This is a genomic window from Psychrosphaera aquimarina (assembly GCF_032461525.1).
Lineage (GTDB): Bacteria > Pseudomonadota > Gammaproteobacteria > Enterobacterales > Alteromonadaceae > Psychrosphaera > Psychrosphaera aquimarina.
Map to the genome: position 1 here is coordinate 1,020,313 of NZ_JAWCUA010000007.1, position 12,818 is coordinate 1,033,130.

The 12,818-nt window shown below is 38.3% G+C and carries 10 protein-coding genes; 4 read left to right on the forward strand and 6 right to left on the reverse strand.

Going from position 1 to position 12,818, the window contains the following annotated elements; genetic code table 11:
- Positions 1 to 28: 28 nt before the first annotated feature.
- From RT723_RS11075 to RT723_RS11085, 3 genes are all read left to right on the forward strand, one after another.
- Positions 29 to 1,033 (forward strand): aspartate carbamoyltransferase, encoded by a 1,005-nt coding sequence (locus tag RT723_RS11075; RefSeq protein ID WP_315947142.1) that lies wholly within the window; start codon positions 29 to 31, stop codon positions 1,031 to 1,033.
- Between the two features lie 93 nt (positions 1,034 to 1,126).
- Positions 1,127 to 2,410 (forward strand): glutamate-1-semialdehyde 2,1-aminomutase, encoded by a 1,284-nt coding sequence (gene hemL / locus RT723_RS11080; protein ID WP_315947143.1) that lies wholly within the window; start codon positions 1,127 to 1,129, stop codon positions 2,408 to 2,410.
- 25 nt (positions 2,411 to 2,435) lie between these two features.
- On the forward strand, positions 2,436 to 4,343 hold the full coding sequence (locus tag RT723_RS11085) for an acyltransferase family protein (RefSeq protein ID WP_315947145.1): 1,908 nt from the start codon (positions 2,436 to 2,438) through the stop codon (positions 4,341 to 4,343).
- A 231-nt stretch (positions 4,344 to 4,574) separates the two neighbouring features.
- Here the strand turns inward: RT723_RS11085 and RT723_RS11090 are convergent, their stop codons facing one another.
- The 4 genes from RT723_RS11090 to RT723_RS11105 all read right to left on the reverse strand — a co-directional run bounded on the left by RT723_RS11090 (position 4,575) and on the right by RT723_RS11105 (position 9,329).
- A complete protein-coding gene (locus RT723_RS11090; RefSeq protein WP_315947146.1) occupies positions 4,575 to 6,743 on the reverse strand; it encodes an extracellular catalytic domain type 1 short-chain-length polyhydroxyalkanoate depolymerase in 2,169 nt (722 codons plus the stop codon).
- Between the two features lie 534 nt (positions 6,744 to 7,277).
- A complete protein-coding gene (locus tag RT723_RS11095) occupies positions 7,278 to 7,796 on the reverse strand; it encodes a GrpB family protein (RefSeq protein WP_315947147.1) in 519 nt (172 codons plus the stop codon).
- A 280-nt stretch (positions 7,797 to 8,076) separates the two neighbouring features.
- A complete protein-coding gene (locus RT723_RS11100) occupies positions 8,077 to 8,943 on the reverse strand; it encodes an alpha/beta fold hydrolase (protein WP_315947148.1) in 867 nt (288 codons plus the stop codon).
- Positions 8,944 to 9,101: 158 nt separating this feature from the next.
- Entirely contained in the window at positions 9,102 to 9,329 is a 228-nt protein-coding gene (locus tag RT723_RS11105; RefSeq protein ID WP_315947149.1) for a hypothetical protein, read from the reverse strand.
- A gap of 219 nt (positions 9,330 to 9,548) precedes the next feature.
- Here RT723_RS11105 and RT723_RS11110 point away from each other — a divergent pair, with 219 nt between their 5' ends.
- Positions 9,549 to 9,770 carry a phage integrase N-terminal SAM-like domain-containing protein gene (locus tag RT723_RS11110; RefSeq protein ID WP_315947151.1) on the forward strand — a complete coding sequence of 74 codons (222 nt, stop codon included), beginning with the start codon at positions 9,549 to 9,551 and terminating at the stop codon, positions 9,768 to 9,770.
- Positions 9,771 to 10,104: 334 nt separating this feature from the next.
- Here the strand turns inward: RT723_RS11110 and RT723_RS11115 are convergent, their stop codons facing one another.
- Positions 10,105 to 10,302 carry a hypothetical protein gene (locus tag RT723_RS11115; protein WP_315947153.1) on the reverse strand — a complete coding sequence of 66 codons (198 nt, stop codon included), beginning with the start codon at positions 10,300 to 10,302 and terminating at the stop codon, positions 10,105 to 10,107.
- Positions 10,303 to 10,549: 247 nt separating this feature from the next.
- Entirely contained in the window at positions 10,550 to 12,817 is a 2,268-nt protein-coding gene (mrcB, locus tag RT723_RS11120; RefSeq protein WP_315947155.1) for a penicillin-binding protein 1B, read from the reverse strand.
- Between the last annotated feature and the right edge of the window lies 1 nt (position 12,818).

The following is a 12,818-nucleotide window of genomic DNA, read 5'->3' on the forward strand; positions in this document are numbered from 1 at the left end:
TTCAGTCCTTTTTAGCGTGGATCTCTGCATGAATTTTTCTGGTCAACATGTACTGTCGGTTAATCAATTTGAACGCGACAATTTAGAATACATATTTAATATTGCTGAAAAAATGGAGCCTTACGCTAAGCGTAAATTCCGCACTAAAGTATTAGATGGTGCCATCTTAGGTAACTTATTTTTTGAACCATCAACGCGTACCCGAGTTAGCTTTGGTTGTGCATTTAACTTGTTAGGTGGTGAAGTTAGAGAAACCACAGGCATGGAAACGTCAGCTTTAGCCAAGGGTGAATCCTTATACGATACTGCTAGAGTGATCAGCAGCTACAGCGATGTGATTGCTATGCGTCACCCACAAGCCGGTTCAGTAGCCGAGTTTGCTGAAGGTAGCCGTGTCCCTGTTATAAATGGTGGCGACGGTGCCAATGAACATCCTACCCAAGCTTTATTAGACCTCTATACTATTCAGTCGGAATTACGCGCATTTGAACAAAAAATTGATGGTATGCACATCGCCATGGTGGGTGATTTAAAAAATGGTCGTACCGTTCATTCTTTATCTAAGTTATTAGCTCAATATAACAATGTGCATTTAAGTCTCATTTCACCAACTGAATTAGCCATGCCAGATTATGTAATAGATACACTAGAAAATGCAGGACATAAAGTCACTATTTCTGATGATATGGAACATAACTTAAATGCTGATATTGTTTATCAAACACGCATTCAAGAAGAGCGTTTTGAAAATCAAGATGAAGCCAATAAGTATCGTGGTCAATTTAGATTAAACAGTGATATCTATACCCGTTTTTGTAAATCGAATACCGTCATCATGCATCCATTACCACGTGACTCACGTGCGGATGCCAATGAACTGGATAACGATTTAAATCAAAACCCTAATTTGGCTATTTTCCGCCAAGCCGACAACGGCATTTTGATCCGTATGGCGTTATTTGCCATGACGTTAGGGGTTGCTGATCAAGTGGATAAATACCAATGTCCAGTACCTTGGTATAGCGCTAAATAAGCTTTTTAATACAGAGCTAAAACATAAAACATTCGTCTAAACCTCAGTGGACTACTGAGGTCTTTATAACTAACAAATTAATAAAGAATTCCTATGAATAAATCATCAGAACTATTTGAACAAGCAAAAAAACATATCCCAGGTGGCGTTAACTCACCAGTACGTGCATTTAATGGCGTAGGCGGTACACCAGTCTTTTTTGCAAAAGCGGATGGCGCATGCATCTATGACGTAGACGGCAAAGAATATATAGATTACGTAGGTTCTTGGGGACCTATGATCTTAGGTCATAACCACCCTGCTATAAAAAATGCAGTATTAGAAGCGGTTGAAAACGGCTTAAGTTTTGGCGCACCAACGGAAGTTGAAGTGACCATGGCAAACAAGGTCTCTGAATTTTTACCTTCGATAGAAAAAGTACGTATGGTGAATTCAGGTACAGAAGCCACTATGAGTGCAATTCGTTTAGCTCGTGGGTTTACCGGTCGTAATAAGCTATTGAAATTTGAAGGCTGTTATCATGGCCACGCCGACTCGTTATTAGTAAAAGCGGGTTCTGGTTTATTAACTATGGGTGTACCTAGCTCTCCAGGCATTCCTGCTGATGTGGCAGCTCATACTCTAACCGCTGAGTTTAATAACTTAGACTCGGTTCGTGCCTTATTTGAAGCACATCCAGAAGACGTTGCTTGTATTATTGTTGAGCCAGTAGCTGGCAACATGAACTGTATTCCACCAAACGATGGTTTTTTACAAGGCCTTAGAGATTTATGTGATGAATTTAAAGCCGTTCTAATTTTTGATGAAGTGATGACCGGATTCCGTGTTGCCAAAGGCAGCTGTCAGACTCTATTTAACGTAACACCTGATTTAACCACATTAGGTAAAATCATTGGTGGCGGCATGCCTGTGGGCGCATTTGGTGGCCGAGCAGACATCATGGGTCACTTAGCACCAGATGGACCTGTCTATCAAGCGGGCACATTATCGGGTAATCCTGTTGCTATGGCAGCAGGCTTGGCTGCATTAGAACAGTTAGAAGTGGAAGGTTTTTACCAAGACCTAACTGCAAAAACAACCTACTTATTAGATGGCATTAAAGCCAAAGCAGCTAAACACAATGTGGCAATGACAACCTCACAAGTTGGCGGCATGTTTGGTTTATTCTTTACCGACAAAGAAAAAGTACAAAGCTTTGCAGAAGTATTAACTTGTGATGCGGATAAATTTAAACGTTTCTTCCACTTATGTTTAGAACAAGGTGTGTACTTAGCGCCATCAGCATTTGAAGCTGGGTTTGTATCGGCAGCTCACACTTATGAGCAACTTGACACAACAATATCCAAAATTGATTTGGTATTAGCCCAATTAAACTAACCATAAGTTTATAAAGTGTATACATATGTCGACTCTTTTTAAGTACCGTCCTGATATTGACGGATTAAGAGCATTAGCGGTTCTGTTAGTTCTCTTTTATCATGCCAAATTTTCAGCTTTTAGCGGCGGATTTATTGGAGTCGATATATTTTTTGTGATTTCTGGTTTTTTGATCACAAAAATAATATTTTCTGAAGTTCAACAAAATAATTTTTCTTATAAATCCTTTTACATTCGAAGGGTTAAACGCCTTGCTCCGGCACTTATATTTCTACTCCTTATAACTACGGTTCCTGCATACCTCTTTTTATTTTCTTATGACTTAGAAATATTTGCTCGAAATCTAATCCATGCATTTATAGCAACCAGTAACTTTTATCTTTGGCAAAATACGAGTGGCTATTTCTCTCCAGACACTGACTTGTTACCACTTTTACATACGTGGTCATTAGCCGTTGAAGAACAGTTTTATTTCATATGGCCGACTTTATTTATTTTTCTACATAAGTTTTGTCGCGAAAAGGTGTTATCTAGGACTATATATTTATTATTTTTGTGTTTATTTGGCTTATCTATTTACTTATCTAACACATCACCGGACTCTGCATACTTTTTATTACCGTCCCGAGCATTCGAATTATTGATGGGCGCATTACTCGCTATCAATTATGCAAGACTTCCAAACTTACCTAAGTGGCAGAACGATACCCTGTCTGTATTGGCTTTAATTTTAATCTTGGTTCCCGCGTTTACGATTTCAAAACAAGATGTATTTCCAGGACTTAACGCTTTTTGGCCATGCTTTGGTACGGTTCTCCTTATTTATACCGGGAAAAATCAACAGCAACTCGGCATTATTAATAAATTACTGAGCTTAAAAACGTTTGTATTCATAGGCTTAATCTCATACTCCTTATACTTATGGCATTGGCCAATTTTTACCTTCATTCAATATGTAGGTTTAGAGTTAACCGGAGCGACTAGAATCATAGCTATTATCGCAGCCATTTTCTGTGCTTACCTTTCGTGGAAGTTTATAGAACAACCGGGGCAAAGACTTAAATTAACAAGTCTAAAGATGGCCTTTATGCGTATTCTTTTACCCGGTTTTATTTTACTAACCAGTATTTATGCAGTGATAGATATTAATAATGGTTTTCCTGAACGCTTTAAAAATCTGTCAGAATTTAATAAAGATTTAAACTTTCCAAGTAGTGTTAGAAAGCATTGTTTTGATGCGGATAAAATTGGAAATATTGAGCAATGCTGGCTTGGAGTTAAAAAAGAGGCTTTAGATGGTGTATTGATAGGTGACTCTTTTGCCAATCATAGTGCGGCATTTATTGATGTACTTGCCAAAAATGCGGGACTTTTCCTCCATGACTCTGCATCTGGTGGCCACCCTATTTTAACCGCAAAGCTGTCAAACAATAAACTCAGATACTCCCCTGAGTACGCGTTACAGCGTTTTGAATATGCCAAACAATTTGACCACATTATCTTAGGTGTAAACTGGGATAACTATAGTTCCCCCGACAACAACAATTATGAGTACTTGTTACAGTCCGTATCTGACTTAATCTCTAATGGTAATAAAGTGTCAGTGATCATTAGTGCACCTGTAATCGATAAACATCATCTGCATAAGTTAAAGTTATTAAAAGGCAGTGAAACTGTTTTTTTCAAACCAATTGAACTCGAAACACCTTTTCCAAATTATGCAGACGATCATATTGTCAACGAAATGAAACGACGCTTTCCTGATATTAACTACATTGATTTTAAAAAGGTTTTATGCAGAAATGGCAAATGTACGGCTTCACTCAACGACAGTATAGTGTATAGGAATACCGATCACCTTAACGTAAGTGGCGCAACTATGATGGCAAAAGAATATTTACGTTTGTATGGAAATCCATTGCTTTCACGCTAGATTGAAAAATTGCGGTTAGCTATAGAGAAAGCAGTTTCGAGATAAAAGCAGTTTCGAGCAACGAGTGGCGAGATTCGAGAAAAAGCACGAAGCTCGTGACTCGTAACTCCTAGCCCATAACTCGAAGCTCGTGACTCATAACTCGTAGCCCATAACTCTTAACTCCAATATAAAAAGCCCGCAGGAATTGAAGCGGGCTTTCTAAATTTACAATTTAACGTTCAAACAAGGTTAACTAGCTGGGCAACTGCCTAATTCAAAATATCCACTACTTGTTTGTTTAATTGTGGTCGTTACATAAATATTCCACCAACCTAAATAATCATTTGAGCCTTTTGCGTATGCCGACCCATAAGATGCCGTTGCTCTACCAGCAGTGACATGATCATAATTACTGTCGGTATAATCAATACAGTTGAAATTACCATTTGGTGTTGAATCACATACATTGCCTATACCATCGCCGTCATTATCTAACTGATCACTATTGGCAACATTTGGGCAATTATCTATATCATCATGAATACCGTCATTATCTGCATCTAAGACATTACCATCTGGTGTTGAATCACAAACATTACCTATACCATCGCCGTCGTTATCTAATTGATCACTGTTGGCAAGGTTTGGACAATTATCTGTGCTGTCAGATACCCCATCATTATCACTGTCTACAGGCGAGCTTGGTGCTGAACAAGCTTGAGTCGGTCCTTTACAGCTTGGTTCACCGTCGGCAATCCAATTACATTGCCCTGTTCCTGCGGGATACTCTCGCATAGTGAAATCGTTTGCACTAAAGGCTAAATAACAAGCCGAATATCCACTTCCCCAAGTGATATGACCTTCATTAATATGATAGTTATAATCTCCCGTTTGCCCCGCATCTATTGTGAAACTAGCTGAGGCCGACGAAGATAAGTTGGTATCATCGGTCGCAGTGATCGTCACCACATTAACACCGCCAGATAAGTTACATTGCTCAACCGAGAACTGATTATTCGAAACGGCAGCCGTATTCGAGGCATTAGAGAAAGCAGCGGTGACTGATTGCAAATTCTGATTAATGTCGATGACAGTGCCTGATACGGTAGCGCATTGACCTACAACATCCACGGCAATACCACTGAGTGTTGGGGCGGTATCGGCGGGTTCTGGACCAACCCTAACGATGTTTGACGTAATATCGCCTTGTTTACTTTCGTTATCCGTACCTTGTACTTCAACTAAATATAAACCATCGCTTAATATTGAAGAATTAACGTTAAAATAACCATCAGAAGGCACAGATGAAACCATAATGGTATCCATTAATACTGAACTGCCAGTATCCAAGGCGAAAATGTTAATACTAATGTTGTTAACACTTCCTTCTGCATCGATGGCATTACCCGATATGGATAAACGATTCGAATTATCACTAACAATCAAATTGTTAATGACAGGCCCTGAGTTTCTATCCACTCTTTGATTATTCTCAGCAAAAAATTCACCTAGATAAGTCGCAAAATTAATACTATTACCCGCGATATAACTACCTGATGCACCCTCCCCACCAGACCATGAATGATCTAAACCATCAAACCACACCATAGCAACTCGGTTGTTTGTCCATAAACTCTCTGTTGCTGTATGAGTTGCATCATCAGCAAGGCTGTTAGTACCGGACAATTGGGTCACGCCATAAACGTTTGCAAAACCATTCGCGTTTTGTTGGTTGTAACAAGTATCAACCGTGGTATCAGCAGTACCATGAGCAACCACGGCGATTTGATCAGAAAAATGACTTGCATAAGTCCCAGCATAAGATTCACACCGAGACTTAAAAGTAGTGGGGCTTACCACTTCACAATTGTTTAACGCACCATTTGAACTGGTACCTAATGTTGGCCCTGCACTTGGCGCAACCCCTGCAAAAACATCAGGAGCAACACAAGCGGCTTGTTGCGCAAATGCACCACCTGAAGATAAACCGGTTATGTAAACCTGTTTAGGATCTATTTCTCTGTTTACATCACTACTCATCGTATTGGCTAAACTGACTAAATTTTTATAGTCACCAGACGTTCTATTAATAGCCCCCTGCCAATACGACCAACAACTAAAGCCAGCCTTGTTTTTGGCATCAGGAACGGCAACGACCATTCCATGAGCTTCGGCAGCATCTTCAAGATTAGCAGTTAAATAATTACTAATCGGTTGCACACAACCATGCAAAACAATAAGCAAGGACTTACCATTACCTATCGATGAATTGCTATCTGGAGTATAAATATTAACGCTCGTAAAACCGCCAATACTTACATTTTGTTGCCAACTACCCGCTGACACTTCTGTTGTTAACAACAGACTGATGCTTATTAACGAATAAGCCGTGATTCTATTTATTATTGTTTTTATCATTTTATTTACCTTGTTGATTGTTCATTGTTTGAACAGCAACAAGAGTAGTGCACTAGAATTGTGCGTACATGCTACTTTAGAAGTAGGAGAAGAATTTGCTGGTGCGTGAAAAACAGTTTCAAGCAACGAGTTGCGAGATAAAAGCAGTTTCGAGTTACGAGTGGCGAGGAAAAGATAGGGCTGTTTCGAGTACAAAACCAGTTTGAGCTTTGACTCGTACCTCGAGACTCGATTCTCGTTGCTGAAGGAAGTGGCGAGCTTCTAGATAAAAGCAGTGCCTTCGTAGCACGTCATTTCAACTACAAGTTAAAGTGCACTTCTCATATCTATTTTACAGTTACGTGAATATGTTTAAACCCCAACTGATTGGAGTTTGAACGCAAAGCAGAAATTCGCTCTAGCATGTTTATGGACAGAAATGCGTTACCTCTATGATCTGTTCCGTGCCAAGAACTGCCTTTCGAACAAATTAGAGTTGATAGGAAAAACTAGTAAAATCGGACGTACAGTAACGTCCCATGCATAATTGCCTTGTTAGTTGCCAAACCACTCAATAGCTATTTTTTCATGCTTTTGAATAAAGTTATTTTTTAATGCCATATAAGCATTAATATTATTATCGCTTTTAAATGCAGCCTCTTTTTTAAGAACTCCATATTCTGAAGCTATTTCAGAATGCTCAATTAGATATTCTTTAAATGCTCTATGTCGATACAAGTGCAAGTCATTAGTTTGAAATGCATGAACATGGTGACTACGTTGGTTGCCACCTTTTTGAAAATAGCGTCTACCTTCAATACCATTTTCACCTTTAACTAGGTAACCAAGAGCTTCCATGTTTTCCGCTACATTATCTAACTCTTTAAGGTCGGTAACCTCTATTAGAATATCAATAACCGGCTTGGCTGCTAAACCAACTACAGACGTACTGCCAATATGTTCTATTTTGACAGCATTAATACCAATTGCCTTAGCTAGCAAAACTCTTTCAGTTTCAAAAGTATTCTTCCAATTTGGATCGTAATCAACAACTTCAACAACTCTAATGCTCAAAATGATCTCCATTGGCAACTAACGAGGCTGTAGAATTACTCCAACAGCCCAAATTGATGAAAAATCGAGTTCCTGTATCAAATACTAAGCGCTTTTCTTGCACTAGGTAAATGCATTTGGAACCCATAAAATCGGCAATTTTTCTTAAAAAAGAGTTATTCTACGTCCTCAACGCTTTGCTAAGGGGCAATTGACTGTTGGCTAAACTTGCGCGAAGCGCCAAGCCAACTGTTAATTGTCCCAGTGAGTTTACGAACGAACTTTAGCAACTTGTTAAGCCTCATTTGCCAACAAGTTCTTTAATGCTTTTTACTACCAAATCGCGGTCTGCGATATGCAGGTGGTGTTTTTCTGATTCCGAATAGATAATGCGGCTATTAGTGGATAAATTTTTGAAGTAACCTTCTGCACCAGCGTATAAGGAATCCATGGTATTTGCTATTTCATCGGGAACAAAAGGTGGATCGTATCGTTTACCTGTTTGCTTTGAGCGTACAACTATTACTGGTTTGTCTCCGTAATTTGAGGCGTCAGCTAATATTTTATAGCTTTTCATATGGTCTACATTTTCAGGAACCCTTTCAAACATTGGGTCATAAACACTTTGCTCAAATTTATAAAAACGCTCTAATTTTTCATTATCTGTTTTAAAGTTTATAGGCCATCTAGTACCCATTGTATAAAAATACCCAAGTGGTGGTGGGTCAATAAGTACAGCTCCCATGACTTCTTGTGGATAAAGGTTATTGTATGCGGCGACTATATAAGAAGCATATGAACCACCAGCAAAATAATACGGTGCTTTGATATTAGCATTTTGAAGCAAATTTCTGAGCCTACTTGCCATATCATTAACAGTGAATGGAATTACACCTTTTTCACTTTTACCCAATCCAGCTCGGTCATATAAACAAATACTAAAATCGTTTTTTAATCGTTTTATATTTTCTAACCAAACACCATCTGAACCAGAACGCCCAAAACCCTGCTCAAGTATTAATTGTGGCTTGTCATTTTCGTAACACTCAAGATAAAGCTTAAATCCACCAACATCATATAATCCTGATTTTGTTGGCTTCATTTCTAGCTCTGTAGCCAGCGCACCAAAACTAATAAAAATTGAACATAACAATATAATTGATTTCATTTAGACTCCATTCTCTCGATGAGGTTTAACGCCTCGATAAAAGGCAATAAAATAATTGGTTATACTTTAGCGAGGCACGAGCGCCAAGCCAATGATTTTATGTCCTTTTCTTTATCGACTTGTTATGAGTATTAAAACACTGAGCCTTTATAACTTAATTATTTGATAGAGTAGCCATATTTTTGGGGACTTCTAAATATATCCGTAACTGTTGATGTAGCTGCTTTTTTCGATAAATCACAAGATTCTAGAATTTGAATAGCGCGTTCTTTGTCACCAGCAGTTATTGCTTGGTCAAAGCTATCCATTTTATTTAACGCGAATAGTCTTTCGTTTATTGTCATTCCCGCCAAACTTTCCATATTCACAATACTTGAGATACTCATAACAATTTAATCAGAGGACGATTGCCTAAGTTTCTGACAACACGGTTCCTCTTATTTATTTTCACTATTAATATCAAACCTCTACAGCATTTACCACACCTTTGTTACGTAACAACTCCGTTTTTTGTGTTCCCCCAAGGATGGGCATTGTTCCTGTTTTCTTGACTTGGTAGGAAACTCATTAACACTGTATATAAAAACAGCTTACAAGGGGGATTAATGAAAACAAGATCGCCATTTTTAAACAGTATTGTCGAATATATGTACCGTAAACATTACGCCAAATCATCTATCGAAACATATTTGGGTTGGATTTCCGCTTATATTCATTTTCATCAGAAGAGGCACCTTGCATCAATAGGTAATAATGGAGTTATCAGTTACTTAGATTTTCTTGTATTACGAGCCAATGGGGGCAGTGTCATTGATTTCATTTTCTAGTTATATGAAAACTCAATTTAGTGCAGATAAATTCAGCATTTCAATTAAATCGAATCTAAATTTCTCGTCATTCGCTTTTATACTTTTCTTTTCCTTCCAGCTAGTGGCGCAGCCATTCTTCCAGCTTATAACTGGTTTTGGGGCAAATACGAGTTACCTCGATGTTATCTTCCGTGCCATTTCGGCCGTTAGTACAAGCTAGGATTGATAGTGAAAACTTGTGAAATCGGACGTTCAGTTACGCCCATTCAAGGTATTTTATTCTTGGTTAAATAACGAAAGTCATGGGGGAAACCAACGGTAAAAGTCCCGCACTACAATGGCTTGTTATATGCTATTTACTCGGGCTATATTTTTTATTTTTAAAGCTACAAATAACAGCTCCTAGGCAAAGACCAATTATTGGCGTAAATACAATACCTAACCCTACAGCCCCGAACACATTTATTTGATATATATCTAGAAACAATCCGATGACTGAACCTACAACTAAGCCAAATGAAATATATTTCGTATATTTATTCTCTTTCATCGAGCACCTCTATTCAAATAATTTAATACTAATTAAAAGTGATAATTGAAAAAAATTTCATCTATTATTTCCAACCAATGGGATCTCACTTTCTAATTATATGAAAACTCATTTTGAGCAGATAAATTCAGCATTTCAATTAAATCGAATCTAAATTTCTCGTCATTCGCTTTTATACTTTTCTTTTCCTTCCAGCTAGTGGCGCAGCCATTTTTCCAGCTTATAGCTGCTTTGCCGCTACTCTTCATCATTTCAAAAAATCAAAAAACGAGGGACATTGTTTAATATCTTTCACTTTTGATTTTTGTATTGGTAACACGATGAATTCACCACATTCTCCCGACAGGGCCTCTCCGGTAATTACATCAAATGGGTGAATATCAATATCATTAGGTTTTGGGGTACTGATAGTTTCGGCTTTTCTGGCAGCTTGTAAATCTAAAAAGACCGTTAAGGCACCATTGCTGCCAGTAAGCTCAACCGGTGAATTATCATCTTTGCCTATCCAAATTGTAGTGAGTTTGTTTTGATCAAAGCCCATAAACCAACTGTCTCTTAAGTCATCTGTCGTGCCTGTTTTCCCTGCATATTGAACATGTGGATAATACATACCAATGCGTTTTGCGGTGCCAACCTGAGTCACTTGTTTTAATCCTTCGTTGAGAATGTAACTGGTGGCGTAATCAGCAACCTCGGTAACTTTTTTGGGTTTGTTCCAAATTTCAAAACCGTTTACATCCGTTACACTAATAACGGCTGACGTTGTTAACTTTTGACCAAAACTGGCAATAGGTTGCAACATTTTAGCGACATTTAAAGGAGACATAGGCACAGCACCTAACAAGATAGAGGGGTATTTAGGAATATGCTGTTCAACACCTAACGATTTAAGGGTAGAGATCACTGAATTTAATCCTAACTCCATGCCCAAATGCACAGTCGGCAAGTTAAGGGAGTTGACTAACCCTTGTTGTAACAAAACAGACTCAGAGGTGGTTTTATCGTAGTTTTGCGGTTGCCACTCTTGCCCTCGATTGTTTTTCATTACAATGGCTTTATTTGGCAATACAGTAGCTAAATTGTAACTTTGAGATTTTAACGCGGTTAAATATATGGCCGGTTTGACTAACGAACCTATATTGCGGTTGGCGTCTAACGCACGGTTAAAGCCAAATGAATTTGGATTTTTATCCCCCACTAATGCCGATATGCTTGCGCTGGCATGTTCAACTGAAACTACAGCGCCATTTATATCTTTTAAACCATATTTTTTTTCTAACTTATTAATACTGCGACCAAACAATTTTTGGTAATTTTTTTGTAATACCGGATCTAATCCAGTAAAAACCAACAAACCATTCGCGTTATATTCATCTATATCTAATGCTTTTAATTCACGTTCAACCAATTGCATATAAGCAGGATATAAGGCGCGACCTTTGGATTTGGACTGCGTAATGACCATAGGTTTAGTTATGTATTTTTCGTAGTCTGCACTGTCAGAGACATTTTCAGACACCATTAATTGCAATACCAAATCTCGACGTTTTTTAGTGCGTTCAACATGCCTGGTTGGATTGTAATAGGATGGGCCTTTTACCATAGCCACTAATAATGCAAATTCGTGCTGCTCTAATTCCACCAGCGGTTTACTGAAATAAAACTTACTGGCTAACGCAAAACCATGCACTGCACGATTACCATTTTGGCCTAAGTAGATTTCATTAAAATACGCTTCAAGGATGTCATCTTTACTAAAACGATAATCCAAAATTAATGCGGTTATCGCTTCTTTAAACTTTCTTAAGTAGGTTTTACGGGAGTCATTTAACAGTAAATTTTTAGCTAACTGTTGAGTAAGCGTGCTACCGCCCTGCACTTTACGTCCTGCAATTAAATTTGCCCATAACGCTCTAATAATGGCAAAGGGTGACACTCCATGATGATGATAAAAATCTCTGTCTTCTACCACCAATAAAGTATCTATCATCCACTCAGGCACGGTGGCTAAGTTAATGATGTCACGGTCTTCGTTGTCAGAGTTGGTTTTACGAGAGATCAATAGCGGGTCTAATGTTTCAATGCTTGATAGTAACCACTCACCATCATTCATTCGGTGTGCTGATAATATTCGATTATCCTCAAACTTAACTTTGATTTTTTGCGGCAGTAATTGCTCACCGACATTGATAAATTCGCGACGATAGAACTCTACGCTGCTGCCACTAACACTGTATTGTCCCGGCTCAGTTACGGTATTTACTTTGCGGTAATTTAAGATCTTTAATTCAGCAACTAATTCGCTTTGTGGCAAAAACTTATGCTGATACAAAGACAAAGGACGGGCAAAAACCTTAACTGGTGTTTCCCATTTCTGTCCGGACATGCGGGTTTGCACCCAAGCATCCATGTAAATCACATAAAAGGCTAAAACAATAGATACAAATATGCCTATCTTTAAAAAACGATAACTCCATTTTTTTATAAACTGATTAGGGTCAACCGACTCTGTCATA

Coding starts and splice junctions, on each gene's coding strand:
- RT723_RS11090 (WP_315947146.1), bottom strand. CDS start 6,743: ATGATAAAAACAATAATAAATAGAATCACGGCTTATTCGTTAATAAGC.
- RT723_RS11105 (WP_315947149.1), bottom strand. CDS start 9,329: ATGAGTATCTCAAGTATTGTGAATATGGAAAGTTTGGCGGGAATGACA.
- RT723_RS11075 (WP_315947142.1), top strand. CDS start 29: ATGAATTTTTCTGGTCAACATGTACTGTCGGTTAATCAATTTGAACGC.
- mrcB (WP_315947155.1), bottom strand. CDS start 12,817: ATGACAGAGTCGGTTGACCCTAATCAGTTTATAAAAAAATGGAGTTAT.
- RT723_RS11085 (WP_315947145.1), top strand. CDS start 2,436: ATGTCGACTCTTTTTAAGTACCGTCCTGATATTGACGGATTAAGAGCA.
- hemL (WP_315947143.1), top strand. CDS start 1,127: ATGAATAAATCATCAGAACTATTTGAACAAGCAAAAAAACATATCCCA.
- RT723_RS11100 (WP_315947148.1), bottom strand. CDS start 8,943: ATGAAATCAATTATATTGTTATGTTCAATTTTTATTAGTTTTGGTGCG.
- RT723_RS11115 (WP_315947153.1), bottom strand. CDS start 10,302: ATGAAAGAGAATAAATATACGAAATATATTTCATTTGGCTTAGTTGTA.
- RT723_RS11110 (WP_315947151.1), top strand. CDS start 9,549: ATGAAAACAAGATCGCCATTTTTAAACAGTATTGTCGAATATATGTAC.